18 protein-coding genes and 1 pseudogene are annotated in these 21,231 nt (G+C 73.6%); 5 read left to right on the top strand and 14 right to left on the bottom strand.

The window, feature by feature from the left end; all coding sequences use genetic code 11:
• Nucleotides 1-156 precede the first annotated feature (156 nt).
• Both hisS and BGP03_RS31250 read right to left on the bottom strand, forming a co-directional pair.
• Complete coding sequence (gene hisS, locus BGP03_RS31255; protein WP_296368538.1) at nucleotides 157-1,416, bottom strand: histidine--tRNA ligase; 1,260 nt, start codon at nucleotides 1,414-1,416, stop codon at nucleotides 157-159.
• Entirely contained in the window at nucleotides 1,413-2,102 is a 690-nt protein-coding gene (locus BGP03_RS31250) for an MBL fold metallo-hydrolase (protein ID WP_298799851.1), read from the bottom strand. Before BGP03_RS31250 ends, hisS begins: the two co-directional genes overlap by 4 nt.
• 89 nt (nucleotides 2,103-2,191) lie before the next feature.
• Here BGP03_RS31250 and BGP03_RS31245 point away from each other — a divergent pair, with 89 nt between their 5' ends.
• From BGP03_RS31245 to BGP03_RS31240, 3 genes and pseudogenes are all read left to right on the top strand, one after another.
• Complete coding sequence (locus tag BGP03_RS31245; protein ID WP_298799850.1) at nucleotides 2,192-3,019, top strand: peptidylprolyl isomerase; 828 nt, start codon at nucleotides 2,192-2,194, stop codon at nucleotides 3,017-3,019.
• Between the two features lie 19 nt (nucleotides 3,020-3,038).
• Nucleotides 3,039-3,374 (top strand): annotated as a pseudogene (locus BGP03_RS36135) (carboxylesterase family protein); the annotation flags it as partial.
• A gap of 34 nt (nucleotides 3,375-3,408) precedes the next feature.
• Nucleotides 3,409-4,680, top strand: coding sequence for a carboxylesterase family protein (locus BGP03_RS31240; protein ID WP_363094888.1), 1,272 nt, complete (start codon nucleotides 3,409-3,411; stop codon nucleotides 4,678-4,680).
• Nucleotides 4,681-4,869: 189 nt separating this feature from the next.
• Here BGP03_RS31240 and BGP03_RS31235 read toward each other — a convergent pair whose 3' ends face one another.
• The 9 genes from BGP03_RS31235 to BGP03_RS31195 form a co-directional block, all read right to left on the bottom strand.
• On the bottom strand, nucleotides 4,870-7,167 hold the full coding sequence (locus tag BGP03_RS31235) for a bifunctional (p)ppGpp synthetase/guanosine-3',5'-bis(diphosphate) 3'-pyrophosphohydrolase (protein WP_296368563.1): 2,298 nt from the start codon (nucleotides 7,165-7,167) through the stop codon (nucleotides 4,870-4,872).
• Between the two features lie 52 nt (nucleotides 7,168-7,219).
• Nucleotides 7,220-7,735, bottom strand: coding sequence for an adenine phosphoribosyltransferase (locus BGP03_RS31230; protein WP_298799864.1), 516 nt, complete (start codon nucleotides 7,733-7,735; stop codon nucleotides 7,220-7,222).
• Nucleotides 7,736-7,764: 29 nt separating this feature from the next.
• Nucleotides 7,765-8,964: a protein translocase subunit SecF gene (gene secF, locus BGP03_RS31225; RefSeq protein WP_296368532.1), complete on the bottom strand. Its 1,200-nt coding sequence runs from the start codon at nucleotides 8,962-8,964 to the stop codon at nucleotides 7,765-7,767.
• Between the two features lies 1 nt (nucleotide 8,965).
• The gene (gene secD / locus BGP03_RS31220) at nucleotides 8,966-10,714 is read right to left on the bottom strand and encodes a protein translocase subunit SecD (RefSeq protein ID WP_298799848.1); all 1,749 of its coding nucleotides are present in this window, start codon (nucleotides 10,712-10,714) and stop codon (nucleotides 8,966-8,968) included.
• A 63-nt stretch (nucleotides 10,715-10,777) separates the two neighbouring features.
• Nucleotides 10,778-11,191, bottom strand: a complete 414-nt coding sequence (gene yajC, locus BGP03_RS31215; protein ID WP_296368528.1) for a preprotein translocase subunit YajC — start codon at nucleotides 11,189-11,191, stop codon at nucleotides 10,778-10,780.
• A gap of 52 nt (nucleotides 11,192-11,243) precedes the next feature.
• Nucleotides 11,244-12,269 carry a Holliday junction branch migration DNA helicase RuvB gene (ruvB, locus tag BGP03_RS31210; RefSeq protein ID WP_296368526.1) on the bottom strand — a complete coding sequence of 342 codons (1,026 nt, stop codon included), beginning with the start codon at nucleotides 12,267-12,269 and terminating at the stop codon, nucleotides 11,244-11,246.
• A gap of 123 nt (nucleotides 12,270-12,392) precedes the next feature.
• Nucleotides 12,393-12,989 (bottom strand): Holliday junction branch migration protein RuvA, encoded by a 597-nt coding sequence (gene ruvA / locus BGP03_RS31205; RefSeq protein WP_298799847.1) that lies wholly within the window; start codon nucleotides 12,987-12,989, stop codon nucleotides 12,393-12,395.
• Nucleotides 12,986-13,558, bottom strand: a complete 573-nt coding sequence (gene ruvC / locus BGP03_RS31200) for a crossover junction endodeoxyribonuclease RuvC (RefSeq protein ID WP_296368522.1) — start codon at nucleotides 13,556-13,558, stop codon at nucleotides 12,986-12,988. The genes ruvA and ruvC overlap by 4 nt, the downstream gene beginning before the upstream one ends.
• 82 nt (nucleotides 13,559-13,640) lie before the next feature.
• A complete protein-coding gene (locus BGP03_RS31195) occupies nucleotides 13,641-14,204 on the bottom strand; it encodes an AAA family ATPase (protein WP_296368520.1) in 564 nt (187 codons plus the stop codon).
• Nucleotides 14,205-14,250: 46 nt separating this feature from the next.
• Between BGP03_RS31195 and BGP03_RS31190 the strand changes: the two genes are divergently transcribed.
• On the top strand, nucleotides 14,251-14,763 hold the full coding sequence (locus BGP03_RS31190) for an MOSC domain-containing protein (RefSeq protein ID WP_296368517.1): 513 nt from the start codon (nucleotides 14,251-14,253) through the stop codon (nucleotides 14,761-14,763).
• Here the strand turns inward: BGP03_RS31190 and BGP03_RS31185 are convergent, their stop codons facing one another.
• The 3 genes from BGP03_RS31185 to polA form a co-directional block, all read right to left on the bottom strand.
• A complete protein-coding gene (locus BGP03_RS31185) occupies nucleotides 14,764-16,062 on the bottom strand; it encodes a GGDEF domain-containing protein (RefSeq protein ID WP_296368515.1) in 1,299 nt (432 codons plus the stop codon).
• Nucleotides 16,063-16,491: 429 nt separating this feature from the next.
• Nucleotides 16,492-17,715, bottom strand: coding sequence for a DUF1015 domain-containing protein (locus BGP03_RS31180; RefSeq protein ID WP_298799846.1), 1,224 nt, complete (start codon nucleotides 17,713-17,715; stop codon nucleotides 16,492-16,494).
• A gap of 310 nt (nucleotides 17,716-18,025) precedes the next feature.
• Nucleotides 18,026-20,821: a DNA polymerase I gene (gene polA / locus BGP03_RS31175; RefSeq protein ID WP_296368512.1), complete on the bottom strand. Its 2,796-nt coding sequence runs from the start codon at nucleotides 20,819-20,821 to the stop codon at nucleotides 18,026-18,028.
• A gap of 173 nt (nucleotides 20,822-20,994) precedes the next feature.
• Here polA and BGP03_RS31170 point away from each other — a divergent pair.
• Nucleotides 20,995-21,231, top strand: a 237-nt coding sequence (locus BGP03_RS31170; protein ID WP_299738459.1) for a TerD family protein, incomplete at its 3' end; no start/stop codon positions are given.

Raw genomic sequence — 21,231 nt, 5'->3', positions numbered from 1 at the left:
CCCGATGATCGCCGCCGTCGATCAGCGCGCCCGCCCCTGCGCCGCCGCACCCGTTGCGCGTCGTGCGGGATCGGGAGGCGCCCCGACGTCGCAGCCCGCCGCGCACGTCGCAGCCCGCCGGCGTGCTGCGACGACACCCCACGGGCTGCGAGGTGCTCACGCGAGGCGGGTGAGCAGGTCCGCCACCACCGCGTCCAGGGCCACCGACTCCTGGGAGCCCGCCACCAGGTCCTTCACCCCGACCGTGCCCGACTCCAGGTCGCGATCGCCCAGCACCAGCGCGAACCGGGCGCCGGAGCGGTCGGCGGACTTCATCGCGCCCTTGAGGCCGCGGCCGCCGTAGGACAGGTCGACGCGCACCCCGGCCGTGCGCAGCTCCCCCGCCAGCACGACGAGCCGCTGCTGGGCCGCGTCGCCCAGCGGCACCCCGAACACCTCGCAGCGGGCCTCCGACCAGGGCGCGAGCCCCTCGGCGCGGCACGCCAGCAGGGTGCGGTCGACGCCGATACCGTAGCCGATGCCCGACAGCTCCTGGCCGCCGAGCGTGGCCATCAGCCCGTCGTAGCGACCGCCGCCGCCGATGCCCGACTGCGCGCCGAGCCCGTCGTGGACGAACTCGAAGGTGGTCTTGGTGTAGTAGTCCAGGCCGCGCACCATCCGCGGGTTCTCGACGTACGCGACGCCCAGGGCGTCGAGGTGCTTGAGCACGGCGGCGTGGTGCTCGGCCGAGACGGGCGAGAGGTGGTCGAGCAGCAGCGGCGCGTCGGCCATCAGCGCCTTCACCTCGGGGCGCTTGTCGTCCAGCACCCGCAGCGGGTTGAGCGCGGCGCGGGCGCGGGTGGGCTCGTCGAGGTCGAGGCCGGCGAGGAACTCCTGCAGCAGCTCCCGGTAGGCGGGACGGCAGTCGGCGTCGCCCAGCGAGGTGAGCTCCAGCCGGTAGCCGGTGAGACCCAGCGCGCGGAAACCCTCGTCGGCGATCGCGATGACCTCGGCGTCGAGCGCGGGGTCGTCCACCCCGATGGCCTCGACGCCCACCTGCTGCAGCTGCCGGTAGCGGCCGGCCTGCGGGCGTTCGTAGCGGAAGAAGGGTCCGGCGTAGCGCAGCTTGACGGGCAGCCCGGCGCGGTCGAGGCCGTGCTCGATCACCGACCGGACGACGCCCGCCGTGCCCTCGGGCCGCAGCGTGACCGAACGCTCGCCGCGGTCGGCGAAGGTGTACATCTCCTTGGACACGACGTCGGTGGACTCCCCGACCCCCCGCGCGTAGAGCCCGGTGTCCTCGAACACGGGCAGCTCGATGAGCCCGTAGCCCGCCCGGTCGGCCGCGGTGAGCAGGGTGGAGCGGACGTGCTCGAACCCGGCCGAGGACGGCGGGTAGTACTCCGGGATGCCCTTGGGGGCGGCGAAGGTGCTCACATCCCACGTCCGGGAGCCGGCGTGCCGAGGTCCTGCAGGTACGGGTTGGACGCCCGCTCGCGACCGATCGTGGTGGTGGGCCCGTGGCCCGGCAGGACGACGCCCGAGTCGTCGAGGGTGAGGATCTTGTCGCGCAGGCTGGCCTGCATCTTCGCGAAGTCGCCGCCGGGCAGGTCGGTGCGCCCGATGGAGCCCGCGAACAGCGTGTCGCCCGCGATGATCACCTCGACCCCCTCCTCGGTGGGCGTCGTGAAGATCACCGAGCCCTCGGTGTGGCCGGGCGTGTGGGCGACGCCGAGGGTGAGCCCGGCCAGCTCCAGCGAGCCACCGTCGGCGAGCGTGCGGACCTCCTTCGGCTCCCGCAGCTCGATCCTGCCGCCGAAGAACGCGGACGCCTGGGTGGACATGCCCTTCATCGGGTCGGCGAGCATGTCCTTGTCGTCCGGGTGGATCCAGGCGGGCACGTCGTGGCCGTCGCAGACCGGGGCGACGGAGAAGGTGTGATCGAAGTGGCCGTGGGTGAGCAGTACCGCCACCGGCGTCAACCGGTGCTCGGCGAGCAGCGCCTCGAGGGGCTCGACGGCGTCCTGGCCGGGGTCGACCACCACGCACGCCTCCCCCGCGGCGGACGCCACCACGTAGCAGTTGGTCTGGAACGACCCGGCCGGAAAACCTGCGACAAGCACAGCCCAACCCTAGACAGCGAGGGCCACGGGGTTCTCTCAGGATGGCTGGTTATCCTGCGCGCGATCGGGCGAGCGAGGGAGATGTGTCGGTGGCGACGAACCAGATGCGGCGTGAGGCGGCGAAGCGCAAGCTCGCCCGGCAGCAGGAACGGCGCGTGCAGCAGGCGAAGCGACGCCGGCAGATCGCCGTGATCACCTCCGTCGCGGTGGTCGTCGTCGTGGTGGTGGGCGTGGTGCTGCTCACCACGCTGCCCAGGAGCAGCGACACCGCGGCCGCCCCCTCCGACGCCGCCACCCCCACGTCGCAGGCCGCGGCCGCCCTGCCGCCCGGCAGCTGCGCCTACCCGCCCGAGGGCTCGGCCGCCAAGGCCAACAACCCGCCCACGACCAAGGACGTGCCCACCACCGGCACCAGCACCGTCGCGCTCACCACGTCGGCCGGCCCGATCCGGCTCACCCTCAACGCCGCCGAGGCCCCCTGCACCGTCAACAGCTTCCTGAGCCTGGCGCGCCAGAAGTACTTCGACGGCACGACGTGCCACCGCCTCACCACCGGGGCCGGCCTCAAGGTGCTGCAGTGCGGGGACCCGACCGGCACCGGCTCGGGCGGACCGGGTTACACGATCACCGACGAGGCACCCAAGGGGCTGGCCCCCGCCGCGAACGGCACGGTCACCTACCCGCGCGGCACGGTGGCGATGGCCAAGACGTCGGCGCCCAACTCCGGCGGCAGCCAGTTCTTCCTCGTCTACGCCGACTCGACGCTGCCCCCCGACTACACGGTGTTCGGCACCATCGACGCCCCCGGCCTGGCGACGCTGGACAAGATCGCCAAGGCGGGCGAGGACGACTCGAACGGTGCCGGCGACGGCAAGCCGAAGGTGCCCGTCACGATCACGTCCGCGGTGGTGGGCTGACGCGCTCCTCGGCGGGGCCATGACGATCCGCCCGGCGCCCGGGCCGGCGGCGGCACGCCGGTCGAGCCGGTCGCCGTCCCGACCACGACGGGGAGCCGTGCGTCGCCGGGTGTCGACCGCGATCGGCCTGTCGTTCCTGGCGGCCTGCTCGGCGCCCGGTCCCGTCGCCCCTCCGCTCGGCCCCGCCGTCACCGTCGAGCAGGGCGCGGTCACGGGCCTGGCCGACGGTGACGTCCTGCGCTACCGCGGCCTGCCCTACGCCGCCCCGCCCGTCGGTCCGCTGCGCTGGGCCCCGCCGCAGCCCGCGTCGGGGTGGACCGGCACCCGGGACCACACGCGACCCGGTCCCCGCTGCCCCCAGCTCGCCGCCGCTCCCGGCACCCCGCACCCTGACGGCGGCGAGCACGGACGAGGACTGCCTGACCGTCGACGTCACGGTCCCGGCGGGCACCACCGCGGCGTCGACGCTGCCCGTGCTGGTGTTCCTGCACGGCGGCGCGTTCAGCGCAGGGTCGGGCGGCGACGTCGATCCCCGACGCCTGGCCACGGCCGGGCCGATGGTCGTGGTCACCGCGAACTACCGGCTCGGGATGCTCGGCTACCTGGGTCTGCCCGGGCTCGACGGCTCCGGCGACTTCGGGCTGCTCGACCAGCAGGCGGCGCTGCGGTGGGTGCAGCGCAACGTCGCCGCGTTCGGCGGCGACCCGGCCGCGGTGACGCTGGCCGGGGAGTCCGCGGGCGCCGACAGCGTGTGCGCGCAGAGGGCCTCGCCGACCGCGGCGGACCTGTTCCGCCAGGCGGTCGTCCAGAGCGGCGAGTGCGGCACGGCCGACCTCTACCGCGTGGTCGTCCCCGCCGCCGGCCCGGCGAGCGCCACCTGGAAGCCGGTGGACCAGGTGGTCCGCAACGGGCTGGCCGCGGCCGCGCGGCTGGGCTGCCCCGACCCCGCGACGGCCCTGGCCTGCCTGCGGGCGCAGCCCGTCGCGCGTCTCGTCCACGGGACGGGGGTGTACTGGAGCCCCGCGGTCGGCACGCCGACCCTGCCCGCCCGGCCGGAGGACCCCCGCCCGATGCCGACGCTCATGGGCACCGACCAGGACGAGGGCACGCTGTTCACCGCCGCGTTCTTCGACAACGCCGGCGCCCCGCTCACCGTCGACCGCTTCCGGTCCATGCTCGCCGCCGTCGCCCCGGACCCCGCCGCGGCCGGCGGCGCCTACCCCGCCCTCGGCCGCTCCCCCGGCCGGGCCTGGGCCGACGTCGTCACCGACCGGGCGTACGCCTGCCCCGCGCTGGCGGCCTACGGGAAGGCGCAGGCCCCGCTCTACGCCTACGAGTTCGCCGACCCGACCGCGCCGTCGACGTTCATCGGGCTGCCGCCGACGCTGGCCGGCGGCGCCACGCACGGCGCCGAGATGGCCTACCTGTTCGACCTCGTGCCCGGGCAGCCGGCGTTCACCCCGGCCCAGCGGACGCAGGCCGACCGGATGGTGGCGGCCTGGGCACGGTTCGTGGTCGCGGGCGACCCGAGCGGTGACGCCCGCACCTGGCCCCGCTGGAGCGGCGCCGGCCAGGTGCTCTCCATCGGCGCGACCACCATGGCCGCCCGCCCGGCCGCGGACGTGGCCGCCGAGCACCACTGCGGCCTGTGGGGCGGCTGAGCCCGGCGCCGTCCGACCAGGACCACACCCGCGACCACGCCCACGGCGGGATCACGGTGCGATCTTCGGCCGGCCTCGCGGCGCGCCTGGCTCCCCGCTCGCGCCGCGGCCCCCCGGTCACGACGGCCCGGCCACGTCGGGTGCCCTGCCGCGGCCCGATTCTCGACGTGCAGCTCACCCGGCGTTCCGTCAGCTCGCGCTCGTCACCCGGTACACGTCGTAGACGCCCTCCACGTTGCGCACGGCCCCGAGCACGTGGCCGAGGTGCTTGGGGTCGCCCATCTCGAAGCTGAAGCGCGAGACCGCGACCCGGTCGCGCGACGTGGTGACCGACGCCGACAGGATGTTGACCTTCTCGTCGGCCAGCACCTTCGTGATGTCGGAGAGCAGCCGGTGGCGGTCGAGCGCCTCGGCCTGGATCGCGACGAGGAACACCGAGCCCGGCGACACCGACCACGCCACGTCGACGATCCGCTCGGCGCGGCTCTGCAGCTCCTGGGCGTTGGTGCAGTCGGTGCGGTGCACGGAGATGCCACCGCCGCGGGTGACGAAGCCGAGGATGTCGTCGCCGGGCACGGGCGTGCAGCAGCGGGCGAGCTTCGTGTAGAGCTCGCCGATGTCGGCCTCGCCGTCGCGGACGACGACGCCGGCCTCCCCCGCGGCCCGGCGCAGCCGCACGGTGGACGGGGTGGCGCGCTCGGCGAGGTCCTCCTCCGCCTGCTCCTCGCCCCCGAGCAGGGCGACGAGCCGCTGCACGACGTGGCGGGCGCTCGCGTGGCCCTCACCGACGGCGGCGTAGAGCCCGGAGAGGTCCGGGAAGTGCAGCTCGTGCGAGAGCGCGGCCATGGCGTCGGCGGAGACCAGCCGCTGCAGCGGCATCGACGTGCGGCGCGCCTCGCGGGTGATGGCCTCCTTGCCCGCCTCGATGGCCTCCTCGCGACGCTCCTTCGCGAACCACTGCTTGATCTTCGTCTTGGCCCGCGGGGACGCGGCGAACGCCAGCCAGTCGCGGCTGGGGCCCGCCCCCTCCGCCTTGGACGTGAAGATCTCCACGACGTCGCCGGACTCGAGCTTGCGCTCCAGCGCCACGAGCCGGCCGTTGACGCGGGAGCCGATGCAGCGGTTGCCGACCTCGGTGTGGACGGCGAACGCCAGGTCGACGGGCGTGGAGCCGGACGGCAGCGTGATCACGTCGCCCTTGGGCGTGAAGACGAAGATCTCCTTGGTGCCCAGGTCGAAACGCAGCGACTCCAGGAAGTCGCCCGGGTCGGCGGCCTCCCGCTGCCAGTCGAGCAGCTGGCGCATCCACGACATGTCGTCGAGCTCGACGCCGCTGCCGCCCGACTGCCCCCGCGCGATCTCCTTGTAGCGCCAGTGCGCGGCGATGCCGTACTCGGCGGTGTGGTGCATCTCGTGCGTGCGGATCTGCACTTCCAGGGGCTTGCCGTCCGGCCCGATGACGGTGGTGTGCAGCGACTGGTAGACCCCGAACCGCGGCTGGGCGATGTAGTCCTTGAACCGGCCCGGCATCGGCTGCCACAGCGCGTGGACCATGCCCATGGCGGCGTAGCAGTCGCGCACCTCGTCGACGAGCACGCGGACGCCGACCAGGTCGTGGATGTCGTCGAAGTCCTTACCCTTGACGATCATCTTCTGGTAGATCGAGTAGTAGTGCTTGGGGCGGCCCTCGACCTTCGCGTTGATCCGCGCGCCGTCGAGCTGCGTGGAGACCTCGCTGATCACCTGCTTGAGGTAGGTGTCGCGCGAGGGCGCGCGGGTGGCCACGAGCCGCACGATCTCCGAGTACTTCTTCGGGTGCAGGATCGCGAACGACAGGTCCTCGAGCTCCCACTTCACCGTGGCCATGCCCAGCCGGTGCGCCAGCGGGGCGAGCACCTCGAGGGTCTCGCGGGCCTTCTTGGCCTGCTTCTCCGGCGGTAGGAACCGCATGGTGCGCATGTTGTGCAGCCGGTCCGACAACTTGATCACCAGGACGCGGGGGTCCTGCGCCATGGCGACCACCATCTTGCGGATGGTCTCGGCCTCCGCCGCGCTGCCCAGCTCGACCTTGTCGAGCTTCGTGACGCCGTCGACGAGGTGGGCGACCTCCTCGCCGAACTCGTCGCGCAGCCGGTCGAGCGAGTAGTCGGTGTCCTCCACCGTGTCGTGCAGCAGCGCCGCCACCAGCGTGGTGGTGTCCATGCCCAGCTCGGCCAGGATCGTGGAGACGGCCAGCGGGTGGGTGATGTAGGGGTCGCCGGACTTGCGCTTCTGCCCCTCGTGCTTCTCCTCGGCCACGTCGTAGGCGCGCTGCAGCAGCGCCAGATCGGCCTTGGGGTGCATGGCGCGGTGGACGCTGGCCAGCGGTTCCAGGACCGGGGCGACGGGCCCCACCCGCTGTGGCGTCATCCGTCGTGCGATGCGGGCGCGGACGCGCCGGGTGGCCGAGGGCCGCGAGCTCACCCCGTCGGCCTCGGCTTCGGACACCGGGGCGGCGGGCTGAACATCGGTCACCCTGGGAAGGATAGTCCCGGACCGGTCAGACGGTGAGCAGGGCGTGCACCGGGATCGGGGCCAGCGCGTCGCGGCCGCCCAGCGCCGTGAGCTCCAGCAGCACCCCGAAGCCGACCACGTCGACGCCGGCGCCGGCCAGCAGCGCCGAGGCCGCGGCCGCGGTGCCGCCGGTGGCCAGGACGTCGTCGACGACGAACGCGCGTGCCCCGGGGGCGATGACGTCCGCCGGCAGCTCCAGGGTGGCCGTGCCGTACTCGAGCTCGTAGGTGCGCGACCCCGCGACGCGCGGCAGCTTGCCCGCCTTGCGCACGGGCACGATGCCGGTGCCCGCCACCAGCGCGACGGCGGCGCCGAGCAGGAACCCCCGCGCCTCCACCCCGACCACGACATCGGCCTCCCCCACCAGCGACGCCAGCTCGGTGGCGATGGTGGCGAAGGCCTCGGCGTCGGCCAGCACGGGCGTGACGTCGCGGAAGAGCACTCCCGGCTGCGGATGGTCGGGAACGTCGCGGACCAGCCCGAGGACGTGGGCGAGCTCCAGCACCGAGTCGTCCGGGACGGTCTCGGCGCTCAACGGCTGCGCTTCCCCGTCGGACGCGACGCCTTGCCGGACGGCCGGGCCGCGCGCGAACCCGACTTGCCGGGCCGCGCCGGCGCGCTCGACGCCGCCGCCATCGCCCGCTCGCGCCGCAGCTCGGTGGCGAGCACGGCGTCGTCGGCGAGGTCCGGCTCGTCGCCGTCCGCGTCGGTGGCCTGCGCCGACGCCCGCGCGCGCCGGGCCGCGACCCGCTTGGCCTGCTGCTGGTAGCGCGGGTCGCGCATCTTGAGGTCGACGAGCAGCGGCGTGGCCAGCATCAGCGACGACAGCGCACCGGCCACGATGCCGACCATCTGCACCAGCGCCAGGTCGGCCAGCGTCCCGACCCCGAGCACGCCGACACCGACGATCATCAGGCCGATGACCGGCAGCACCGCGATGAGCGAGGTGTTGATCGAGCGCATGAGCGTCTGGTTGAGCGCCAGGTTGGCGGCCTCGCCGTAGGTGCGGCGGGTGAGGCCGAGCAGGCCGCGGCCGTTCTCCTTGACCTTGTCGAACACCACGACCGTGTCGTAGAGGGAGAAGCCCAGGATGGTGAGCAGGCCGATCACCGTGGACGGGGTGACCTCGAACCCGACGATCGAGTAGATGCCCGCGGTGACGACGACGTCGTGGATCAGCGCCACGAGCGCGGCCACGGCCATCGCGCGTTCGAAGTAGAACGCCAGGAACAGCGTGACCAGCACGAGGAACACCGCCAGCGCGATGATCGCCTGCTGGGTGATCTGACCGCCCCAGCTCCCGCTCACCGCGCTGTCGCTGATGACCTGCTGGGACGGTGTGCCGTCCGTGCCGCGGGGCTTGAACGAGTCGAACAGCGCCTGCTTGAGTGCGACCGTCTGGGCGGGCGTGAGCGAGTTGGTGCGGATGAGGACCGACTGCGACGCCCCGGTACCCGCGGTCTGGATCGACTCCGCGGGCTCGCCGATCGCCTTCTCGACCACCGGGCCCACCGTCTCGGTGGTGGCCGGCGCCGACGTGCCCGACGCGGGGAACTGCACCTGGGTGCCGCCGGTGAAGTCGATGCCGAGGTTGAAGCCGCGGAACACGATCGACACCAGGCAGATGACCACGAGCAGGCCGAACGCGACGTACCAGGTCTTCCGCTTCCCGACGATGTCGAACGCGCCGGTGCCGGTGTAGAGCCGGGAGAGGACCCCTGACGTGGCCATGTCAGGCCCCCTTCGAGATGGATACGGACTTCGCCGCGGTGGCGGCGGCCTTCTTGCGGTCGGCCCCGATGCGCGCGACCGCGCCCAGCCCCGACAGCGTCGGGCTGGAGAACACCCGCGAGTTGGACGCGAGCGCCACCAGCGGGTGCGTCACGAGGAAGACGACCACGAGGTCGAGCACCGTGGAGAGGCCGAGCGTGAACGCGAAGCCCTTCACCTGGCCGACGGCGAGGATGTAGAGCACGGCGGAGGCGAGGAAGCTGACCGCGTCGGCGGAGAGGATCGTGCGGCGCGCCCGCACCCAGCCCCGCGGCACGGCGGAGCGGAACGATCTGCCCTCCCGCATCTCGTCCTTCAACCGTTCGAAGAAGATCACGAACGAGTCGGCCGTGATGCCGATGGCCACGATGAACCCGGCGACGCCGGCGAGGTCGAGGGTGAACCCGATCCAGCGGCCCAGCAGCACCAGCACGGCGAAGACGATGGCGCCCGACAGCACCAGCGACAGGATCGTCAGCAGGCCGAGGACGCGGTAGTAGAACAGGCAGTAGACGAAGACGAGCAGCAGCCCCACGCCACCGGCGATGAGGCCGGCCTCCAGCGAGGCGAGGCCGAGCGTGGCCGACACCGTCTGGGCCTCGGACGACTCGAACGACAGCGGCAGCGAGCCGTAGCGCAGCACCCCGGCCAGGTTGTTGGCCGACGCCTGGTTGAACTGCCCGGAGATCTCGGTCTGGCCGTAGATGGCGCTGTTGATGGTCGGGGCCGACACGACCTCGCCGTCGAGGGTGAACGCCACCTGCTTGCCGATGTTCTTCGACGTGTAGTCACCCCAGATGGCCTGGCCCTCGCTCTTGAAGGTCAGGTTGATGATGTAGCCGGCGCCCTGCGGGTTCGGGGAGGCCGCGGCCGTCGCGATCTGCGTGCCCTCGAGGAACGACGGGCCGAGCACGTACTTCTCGGTGCCGTCCTGGTTGCAGGCGACGAGCGGCTTCGTCGGGTCGTCGTAACCGCGCAGCGGGTCCTTGGCCGAGCAGTCCAGGGCGGCGAGCGCCGCCTGCTGGGTGGCGGGATCGCTGCTCTGCCGAAGCTTCCGGGCGGCCTCGATCGCGGCGGCGACCTGCGGGTCGGCCGGATCGGCCTGCGTGCCGGCACCGGGCGTGGTCGGCGCCGGGGTGGGGGTGGGCGACTGCAGCGGATGGGAGAACGCGACCGGCGCGACGGCGCGCTGCACGGGCGCGGACGGGTCCGCGGCCCCCTGCGGCTGGTTCGGGGCCGGTGCGGCCGGGGCCGGGGTGGCCGCGGGAGCCCCGCCGGCCGGGGTTCCGGTGGTGGGCGTGCCCGCGGTGGGGGCAGCGGCGGGCGCGGCCGGGACCGGCTGCCCGATGACCTCGCGGAAGCGCAGCTGGGCGGTCTGCCCCAGCGATCGGGCCTGCTCCCCCGCGTCGCCGGGGACGGTGATCGTCAGGTTGTTGCCGTCGAGCACGACCTCGGCGCCGCTGACCCCGAGCCCGTTGACGCGCTGCTCGATGATCTGCTGGGCCTGCACGAGCTGGTCGCGCGGCGGAACGGCCCCGGACTCGGTGCGCGCCACCAGCGTGACGCGGGTGCCGCCCTGCAGGTCGATGCCCAGCTTGGGAGCGGGCTTGCCGTCGCCGGTGAAGAACACCAGCGCGTAGAGCACGACCACGACGCCGGCGAAGGCCGCGAGGTAGCGCGCGGGGCGGATCTGCCCCGGGGTGGTTGCCACTGCAGAGGTTCTCTTCCTGACGTCACCGCGACCCCGGTGCGGGTCGGCGGCGGAGGGGGTGGGTCAGCTGCGCGCGGTGCCGTTGCCGGTGTCCTCGACCGCGGGGGCCTTGTCGAGAGAGGGGGCCTTCTCCAGCGACGGGGACAGCTCGACCGGCGCGTCCGTGGAGTCGGCGGCGTCGTCGGCGGTGTAGTGATGCCCGTCGATGGCGTCGTCGAGGGCGACCTTGTCCTTCACGGCGGCACGCACCCAGGTGGTGACGACGCCGTCGGCGATCTCCAGGTCGATGGTGTCCTCGTAGGAGGCGTCGACCACGGTGCCCCGGAGCCCAGACGTGGTGGTGACCACGTCACCGGGCTCCAGCGAGGCCTGCAGCGCCTGCATCTCCGCCACCAAGCGCTTCTGCTTCCGGCCGGACAGGAAGATCGGGATGAACAGCAGCAGGATGATGAAGGGGAAGATCAGCGAGAGGTCCATGGTCTCCGTAACTCCGCAAGTCGAGGGCCACCCGAGTCTGCCAGCCCCCGCTTCAGAACAACGCCGAGGGGCCGCCCGGGGTGACGTCGGGCGGCGCGGCGATACCCAGATGGGCCCAGGCCGCCGCAGTGGCCACCCGGCCCCGGGGCGTGCGCGCCAGCATTCCGGCGCGTACGAGGTAGGGCTCGCAGACCTCCTCGACGGTACCCGCTTCCTCCCCCACGGCCACGGCCAGCGTGGACACCCCCACCGGCCCGCCCCCGAACGACCGCACCAGCGCGCTCAGCACGGCGCGGTCGAGACGGTCGAGGCCGAGCTCGTCCACGTCGTAGACGGCGAGGGCGTCGCGGGCGACCTGCCGGGTGACGGCGCCGTCCGCGCGCACCTCGGCGAAGTCGCGCACCCGGCGCAGCAGGCGGTTCGCGATGCGGGGCGTGCCCCGGGAGCGCCCGGCGATCTCCTCGGCCCCGTCGCGGCGCAGGTCGACGCCCAGGATCGGGGCCGCGCGGCGCAGCACCAGCTCCAGCTCGTCGGGCTCGTAGAACTCCATGTGCGCGGTGAACCCGAAGCGGTCGCGCAGCGGACCGGTCAGCGAGCCGGACCGCGTGGTGGCCCCCACCAGCGTGAACGGGTTGATGTCGAGCGGGATCGACGTGGCGCCCGGGCCCTTGCCCACCATGACGTCGACGCGGAAGTCCTCCATCGCGAGGTAGAGCAGCTCCTCGGCGGGGCGGGCGATGCGGTGGATCTCGTCGATGAACAGGACCTCGCCGGGCATGAGCGTGGTGAGGATGGACGCGAGGTCGCCGGCGCGCTCCAGCGCGGGGCCCGACGTCATCCGGATCGCCGCTCCCATCTCGGTGGCGACGATCAGCGACAGGCTCGTCTTGCCCAGCCCGGGCGGGCCCGAGAGCAGGATGTGGTCGGGCGGGTCCCCGCGCCGCCGCGCCCCCTCCAGCACGAGCTCCAGCTGCTCCCGCACCCGCGCCTGCCCGATGAACTCGCGCAGGTTCCGCGGCCGCAGCGTGGCCTCGACGAGCAGGTCGTCAGCCTCGGGCTCGGGCCTCAGCTCACCCACGGCCGGGCCCACAAGACCACACCACACGAGCCACCTGGTCACCGACGGCCGTCAGAACGGGCCCGCGAACCGCCATGAGTGACCACGGGACGGGGACGGGGGCGGGGGCGGGGGCGGGGGCGGTCACGAACGGCCCAGGGCGGCCAGGGCCGTGCGGAGCAGGACGGCCGCGTCGGCGTCGGCGTCGCCCGCCAGGGCCTTGTCCACCGCGGTCTCGGCCGGCTTGGCGGTGAAGCCCAGGCCGACCAGCGCCTCCACGACCTGGTCACGACGGGGATTGCCGCTCGCCGTCACCGGGAGCTGCGACGGGGGGGCCGCCGGGGGCGCGACCTTGTCCTTGAGTTCCAGCACCATCCGCTGCGCGACCTTCGGGCCGATCCCGGGCACGCGGGTGAGCGTCTTGACGTCGCCCTCGGTGAGCGCGCGGCTCAGGTCGTCGGGGGCGAGGACGGCGAGGGTGGCCAGCGCCATCCGCGGCCCGATCCCCGCCACGGACTGCAGGAGCCCGAACACGTCGCGCTGCTCGTCGTCGGCGAAGCCGAAGAGGGTGAGCGAGTCCTCGCGCACCACGAGCGACGTGGCGAGCCGGCCCTGCTCCCCGCGCCGGAGCCCGGCGAGGGTGTTCGGCGTGGCGAACACCGCCAGACCGACCCCGCCGACCTCGACGACGGCGTGGTCGAGCCCGATCTGCAGCACCTCACCGCGCACCGAGGAGATCATCGGCCCGCCACCTCCCTCGCCGCCGCGGCCACCCGCGCCTTGTGGATCTTCGCCAGTTCGTCGGCGCGGGCCTTCGCCTCCGCCATCCGGTCCATCATCGGGGCCCGCCAGCAGTGGCAGATCGCCAGGGCCAGCGCGTCGGCGGCGTCGGCGGGCCGCGGGGCCTCCGCCAGCCGCAGCACGCGGGTGACCATGGTGGTGACCTGCTCCTTGCCCGCCCGGCCCTCGCCGGTGACGGCCGCCTTCACCTCGCTCGGGGTGTGGAACGCGACCGGCAGGCCCGCGCGGGCGGCGAGCAGCGCCACCACCCCGCTGGCCTGGGCGGTACCCATCACGGTGCGCACGTTGTGCTGGCTGAACACCCGCTCGATGGCCACCACGTCGGGCCGGTGCAGCGCGATCCAGCGCTCCACCTCCGCGCCGAGCGCGAGCAGCCGCCGTTCCAGCGAGGCGTCGGCCGGGGTGCGCACGACATCGACGGCGACGCACCGCACCTGACGCCCGCCCGGGGAGTCGACCACACCGAGCCCGCACCGGGTCAACCCCGGGTCGACGCCGAGCACCCGCACACGCACTCCCCTCCGCGAACAGCCGTTCGAGGGGGAAGGCTACCGGTGGGCCCCGGACACCCCGCGAGGACGCGCCGACGGCTCACCCCGCCGCGACCGGACCCTCGAGCCAGGCCGCGACCTCCCGGCGGTTGCGCAGGCGGACGACCGGCGGCCCGTCCGGCATCGCCAGCACCTTCCGGACCCGCATCCCGGTCTTCGGATGCACGCGCCACGCCCAGCGCAGGAGGTGGTCGCGGTCGGTGACCACCGTCCACAGCGGGGGTTCGACGTTGCCGTTCCACAGCTCGGTGCGGCGCAGGCGACGCACCACCGTGCGCGCAACGAGCTGGCGGGCGACCTGCCGGCGGGTGAGGTCCAGCCAGACCAGCAGGTCGGCGCGGGCCAGCAGCAACGGCCGGACGGCGCCGTACTGCCACTCGCACACCCACGCGTCGGTCGCGGCGAACGCGGCCACGTCCGCGGCGAACTCCGGGCGCGGCACCCAGTTCGGTCCGTGGTGCAGGGCGTCGAGCTCGTGGTACGGCACGCCGAGCCGGGTCGCGAGAGCGGCGGAGAGGGTGGACTTGCCCGAGCCGGCGTTCCCCGTGACGAGCACGCGGCGCGGGCGGGTCGGCAACGGGTCGGTGGCTCCGAACAGCGGCACGGCGGCATCATCCCCTGCCGTGGCGTCGGCAAGTACCGTCTGCCCGGTGGACGTGGTGATCGAGGCGCTGCTGGTCTCCGCGATCCACGCCTACGAGGGCCGGCCCGCGGACGGTCCCCGCCCCGACCCGGTCCCGGTGCTGCGCGAGCGGGTGGAGGTCCGGGCCGGGCTCGGCCTGGTCGGCGACCGCTACTTCGCCCACCCGGCCCACCGCCGTGCCGCGGTCACGGTGTTCGCGGCCGAGTCGCTCGACCCCCTCGCCACCGACCTCGGCCTGCCCGGCGTCCCCGACGCCGCGCTGGCCCGGCGCAACATCGTGCTGCGGGGCGCCCGCGTCGACGACCTCGTGGGCCGCGAGTTCAGCCTCGACAGCGGCGAGGGGCCCGTGCGGTTCCGGGGCCACCGCCCGGCGCAGCCCTGCCGCTGGATGGACGTGGTGATCGGCCCAGGGGCGTGGAAGGCGCTGCGGGGCCGGGGAGGGGTGCGCTGCGAGCCCGTGGACGACGGGTGGCTGCGGCTCGGCCCGGCGACGCTGCAGGTCCTCGGGCCGTCGCCGTAGTCAGGCGGCTCCGTTGTGCGGAGCGGGATCGCGGACCACCTCGGCCGGACCGGCCAGCCGGACCTGGTTGCGCCCGGCGCGCTTGGCCACGAAGAGGGCGGCGTCGGCCGCGTGGATCAGCGCCGAGACCTGGGTGAGCGGGCCGGGACCGACGACCGACACCCCCACCGACGCCGACACCGTGCTGACCGTGAGCGGCCCGTCCGGCGTGGCGATCTCCACCCGCAGGTCCCCGATCCGCCGGCGGATGCGCTCGGCCACGTCCACGGCGTCGGCGACGGGCCCGGCCCGGTCGTCGGCGGTGAGCAGCACGACGAACTCCTCGCCGCCGAACCGCCCCACCAGGTCGTCGCTCCGGACCTCCGCACCGACCGCGTGGGCGGCGGCGGTGAGCACGTGGTCACCGGCCAGGTGCCCGTAGGTGTCGTTGATCGACTTGAAGTGGTCGAGGTCCACGACCAGGACCGCGGTGGGCCGGGGCCCCCGGCCGGCCCCCCGACGGAAGATCGCCTCCACGCTCCGGTACCAGGCCGCGATCGTGAGCAGCCCGGTCTTGGCGTCGGTGTTCGCGGCCTTCTCCAGCTGACGGACCAGAGCGGCCCGGTGCAGCACCACCAGCGGCGGCACCACCCCCAGGGCCAGGAGCGGGTTGATCAGCAGCGCGGCTCCGGTCAAGGCGCCCAGGCAGAGGGTCGCGAGCTCGAGCATGTTCTCGTCCCAGGAGGCGAACATCGTGGAGACGCTGGCCTCACGGCTGCTCAGCGCGATGGCCCCGGCGACCAGGCAGGTGTTCACACACGTGTAGACGACGATGGCGAGCAGTACACCGGGCAGGACGACGGCCGGCGCCGCGTCGATCAGCGACCCCGGGCCGATCACGTAGTGCAGGACCGCACTGCCGGCGAAGCACGCCAGCACCACCGTCGACATGCTGAACAGCTGGCGGTAGAGCCGCGTGCGCAGTCGCCAGGCGCGGACCCAGAAGTAGCCGTAGACCAGCGCCGCGACCAGCCCGGCGTCGAAGGCCGGGAGCACGATGACGGCGGCGAAGGTCCAGATCGAGCTGAGATCGACGATGTTGCCGTGCGCGATGCGCCGCCGAGCCCGTTCCACCCCGAGCGCGATCTCGGCGTGGGCGACCCCGGCCAGCACCAGCACGACGGCGGCCACCACCTCGGCGAGGGCGGGGCGGGGCTGCCTGGCGAGCAGCACGCCGCCGAGCACGACGGCGGTCAGCTCGACCATCAGCACCGGGTAGAGGGTGCGCGCCGGCTCCTGCCACACAGGCCACCGGCGCACGGCTCCGGTCCACGGGTTGCTGCTGCTCGAAGCCCCGTTCCCGGTTCCCATTCGTACCCTCTCCGTGTCAGCGGCTGCTTGCAGATAGTACGGACCACCCGGTCCGGTTGCGCCAGTCGCGGCAGCACGACCTTCACGTCCATCACGTCCACCGGGCGACCGGTGCCGAGAAGGAGGAGACGCGGACATGCGCAACCACGGCTGGAGCTGATCACGACCCCTTTCGGGAACCCACGACCACGGGAGGAGGTGCGGACATGCGCAACCACGGCTGGAGCTGATCACCACCCGCCGGGGACCCACGACCAGCAGAGGAGGTGCGGCATGCGGAACCACGGATGGAGCTGACCACGGCAGACGCCCGACGTTCGAGGTCGGGCGCCGGCAGCAGCATGTGGATGCTGCCGGCGCCCGACCGTCGGCGGGGCGTCACCCGGCCGGTTCGTCGGCGAAGCAGCGCAGGACCAGGCCGGTGCGCGGCTTGGGCACGAACAGCGTGGACTTGCGTGGCATCAGCACCCCCCGCGCCGCGAGGTCGAGCACCACGGCGGCCGGGGTCGGACGCACCAGCGCGGCCACGCCCTGCGTCTGCCGGGCGGTGGCCAGCGCGGACGCGACCGAGTGCCGCAGCAGCACCGACCCGGCCCCGTGCCACCGGGCCTCCACCAGGCCCGCGTCCACCAGCGCGACGTCGAGATCGTGCCAACCGGGCGGCGCCTCGCGCAGCAACAGGTCGCGGTCGGGCTCGGTGAGCCGTACCCAGCGCGCGCCGTCGGTGAGCAGCACGAGGGTGTCGTGCGCCGACACGAGCAGGGTCCACGGGTCGGCCTGCGGGTCGAGCGGCTCGGCCCGGAACGCGTCCGAGGCCGCCGCGACCGCCCGGTCGAGGGCCAGGCCGGGCACGACGCGGTGGATGGACTCCACCCGCGGCCCGTGCGGGACGGTGGGCACGAGCAGCGCGAGGCCCCGGTCCCAGGGCCCCGGCCCGGCCTGGGCGGCCTGGTCCTGCCGGGCGCTCGCCCACCGGTGGTGGCCGTCGGCGATCACGGCCCGCCGGCCGGCGAAGTCCGCGCGGACCACGGCGATCGGCGCGGGATCGGCCACCCGCCAGAGCCGGTGCCGCACGCCGCCGTCGTCGGTGAGGTCCAGCAGCGGCTGCTCCTGCGCGACGACCCGGTGGGCCAGCTCGTCGGCGGCCCCCGGCTCGCCGTCGTGGGTGAGCACGACCGGTTCGAGATCGGCCCGGGTCGCCTCCCGCAACGCGAGCCGGTCGGCGACGGCGGCCGCCACCGTGGCCTCGTGCGGGGACACGACCCCGTTGGCCGGCAGCCCGACCGCCGCCAGCCACCCGCGCGTGGAGACCGTCTCCTCCTCGGCCAGGTCGTAGACGTAGAGCGCGGGCCGGTCGTCGACGACGAGCGTGCCGTCGCGGCGCCAGAGCGCGAGCCGCCGCGCGGCGTCGGCGGCCCCGAACGTGGGCAGCGTCAGGTGCACGATGCTGTGCTCGTCGGCCTCCGCCAGGCGCTCCCGCTCGTCGGGCGGGATCAGGTCGTAGGCGGGCGACGTCAGGTGCGGCAGCTGCGCCGGGTCGCGGTAGCGGGTGGCGACGAACGGCTGGACGTCGAGCCCGGCGGGTGATCGGTCCGTGGCCATCGGCGGAGGTTAACCGCCGGCGGGTACGGCCCCGCCCCGTGATCGCCGCCGGCCGCACGCCGCCGTCCCGGGCAGGGCGCTGACGTGCGACGGGCGCCGATCATCGGAGAGCCGGACCACGCTTGATCGCGACGCGCCGCACGCTGCGGCCCTGGCCGGGGCGCTGCGGTGCGACCGCGTCCGATCATGTGGCCGCGGCCCGGCGGCACGCTGCGCCCCGCCCCGGGCAACTGCTCCGCGAGCTCCGCCCCGCCCCGACGACCGCTCCGCGAGCTCCGCCCCGCCCCGACGACCGCTCCGCGAGCTCCGCTCAGTGGGCCGCGTCGTCCCAGCTGCGCCCGTACCCGACCGAGACCTCCAGGGGCACGCTCAGCTCCGCCGCCGCCGCCATCTCCCGGCGCACCAGCGTCTCGACCTGCTCGCGTTCGCCCTCGGCCACCTCGAGCACCAGCTCGTCGTGCACCTGCAGGAGCATGCGGCTGCGCAGCTTCTCGTCGGCCAGCGCGCGGTGCACGCCGAGCATGGCGACCTTGATGATGTCGGCGGCGCTGCCCTGGATGGGGGCGTTGAGCGCCATCCGCTCGGCCATCTCGCGGCGCTGCCGGTTGTCGCTGGTGAGATCGGGCAGGTAGCGGCGGCGGCCCATGATGGTGGCGGTGTAGCCGTCCTTGCGGGCCTGGTCGACCACGCCCCCGAGGTAGTCGCGCACCCCGCCGAAGCCCTCGAAGTAGTCGTCCATGAGGCCGCGGGCCTCCTCGGTGGGGATGCGCAGCTGGTTGGACAGCCCGAACGCGGAGAGGCCGTAGGCCAGCCCGTAGTTCATCGCCTTGATCTTGGCGCGCTGGGCCGCCGTGACCTCCGTCGGCTCGACCCCGAACACCCGCGCCGCGGTCTCGGCGTGGAAGTCGTGCTGCGAGCGGAACGCCTCGATCAGCGCGGTGTCCTCCGACAGGTGCGCCATGATCCGCATCTCGATCTGGCTGTAGTCGGCGGTCATCAGCTCCGAGTAACCCGCGCCGACCACGAACGTCTCGCGGATGCGGCGCCCGGCCGCGGTGCGGATGGGCACGTTCTGCAGGTTCGGCTCGGTGGAGCTCAGGCGCCCGGTGGCCGCGATGGTCTGGCTGTAGGTGGTGTGGATGCGCCCGTCCTCGGCGACGGACTTGAGCAGCCCCTCGACCGTGACCCGCAGCCGCATCGCGTCGCGGTGCAGCAGCAGGTGGGACAGGAACTCGTGGCCGGTCTGCTCGAAGAGCGTCTGCAGCGCGTCGGCGTCGGTGGTGTAGCCGGTCTTGGTGCGCTTGGTCTTCGGCATGTTCAGCTCGTCGAACAGCACCACCTGCAGCTGCTTGGGCGAGCCGAGGTTGATCTCCTTGCCGATCACCTTGTAGGCGTCCTGCGCGGCCTGCTGCACCTGGGCGCCGAACTCCGACTCCAGGCCCGAGAGCAGCTCGCCGTCGACCGCGATGCCCGCGGCCTCCAGATCGGCCAGCACGTACTCCAGCGGCAGCTCCAGATCGGCCAGCAGCCCGCCGGCGGCCTTCTCGGCCAGCTCGACGTCGAGCGCGTCGGCCAGCTCGGCGATCGCCGACGCCGACACCATCTGCGCGTTGGCGACCTGGGCGTCGGCCTCCTCTTCACCACCGAGCAGCGACAGCTGCCCGGTCTCCTCGGCGCCGTCGACCCGCAGCTCGCGGCGCAGGTGGCGCAGGGCGAGATCGGCGAGGTCGAACGTGCGCTGCCCGGGCCGCGAGAGGTAGGCGGCGAGCGCGGTGTCGCTGGTGAGCCCGGCGAGCGTCCAGCCGCGCGCGCGCAGCGCGTGCAGGGCGGCCTTGGCGTCGTGGGCGGCCTTCGGCACGGTCGCATCCGCCAGCCACTCCCCCAGCGCCTTCTCGTCGTCGGGGGTGAGCGTGGTGACGTCGAGGTAGGCGGCCTGCGGCACCCCGGCCGAGGCCCCGGCGGCCCGCGCCTCGACGGTGGGCTCGCCCGCGGCCAGCCCGATGCCGACGAGGTCGCTGCCGGTGGCCAGCCCGGTGAGGCCGTGGAACGAGAGCCCGACCCGGCGCCCGTCGCTCGCGTTGGCCTCCAGCCAGGCCCGGACGCTGCCGGGCTCCAGCGCACCGCCCTGCACCTCGATGCCGCCCTCGGCCTCGGGCTCGGCGCTCTGCAGCGTGGCGAACAGCCGCTCGCGCAGGACGCGGAACTCCAGCTCGTCGAACAGCCGGTGCACCGCGTCGCGGTCCCACGGCCGCACCTCGAGCTGAGACGGCACGGCGTCGAGCGGCACGTCGCGGACCAGCTCGGTGAGCTGGCGGTTGAGCAGCACCCCGGCGAGGTGGGCGCGCAGGGCGTCGCCCGCCTTGCCCTTGACCTCGTCGACGCGGTCGACCAGATCCCCCAGCGAGCCGAACTCACGCACCCACTTGGCCGCGGTCTTCTCCCCGACTCCGGGGATGTTGGGCAGGTTGTCGCTGGGGTCGCCGCGCAGCGCCGCGAAATCCGGGTACTGCGCCGGGGTGAGCCCGTAGCGCTCCATGACCTCGGCGGGGTCGATGCGGCCCAGATCCGACACCCCGCGCTTGGGGTAGAGCACCATGACGTTGTCGCTGACCAGCTGGAACGCGTCGCGGTCGCCCGTGGTGATGAGCACCTCGAAGCCGTCGGCCTCGGCCTGGGTGGCGAGCGTCGCGATGACGTCGTCGGCCTCGAAGTTCTCGACGGCGAAGAACGGGATGGCCAGCGCGGTGAGGACCTCCTTGATGAGGTCGACCTGGCCCCTGAAGTCGTCGGGGGTCGTGGTCCTGTTGGCCTTGTACTCGGTGAACCGCTCGGACCGGAACGTCTTCCGTGAGACGTCGAACGCCACGGCGAGGTGGGTGGGCACCTCGTCGCGCAGCAGGTTGATGAGCATGGACGTGAAGCCGTAGACCGCGTTGGTGGTCTGCCCCGTGCCCGTGCGGAAGTTCTCCGCGGGCAGCGCGAAGAACGCCCGGTAGGCCAGCGAATGGCCGTCGAGAAGGAGCAGCCGTTTGCCCGTGGACGAGGGGGCGGCGGGCTTCGGGGCGCCAGGGCTTCTGGACACGGGGGTACGGGCTGCGGGGCTCATCGACGGCGAGTCTAGGACCGGCCACCGACAGTTCCTTCACGTGTCCGGGAACGCACGGGCATACTCGCCCGTTCACACCGCGAGTGCCCGTCCGATTCCTCCCGTTAGGCTCGGCCGGGCCAGCTCGAATCCGGGGGGAACGAGCCCCCCACAACAGATGTGGAGCTACTACGTTGAGCGTCAGCCTCAGCAAGGGTGGAAACGTCAGCCTCACCAAGGAGGCGCCCGGCCTCACCAACGTGATCGTCGGTCTGGGCTGGGACGTCCGCACCACCACGGGCACCGAGTTCGACCTCGACGCCTCCGCCATCGTGCTCAGCGCCGAGGGCAAGGCCGTCTCCGACAAGCACTTCATCTTCTTCAACAACCTCACCAGCCCCGACGGCACCGTCGAGCACACCGGCGACAAC

Source organism: Pseudonocardia sp. 73-21 (assembly GCF_001899645.1).
In the GTDB taxonomy this organism is placed as follows: Bacteria; Actinomycetota; Actinomycetes; order Mycobacteriales; family Pseudonocardiaceae; genus Pseudonocardia.
This window is presented reverse-complemented; position numbering and strand designations above follow the sequence as displayed.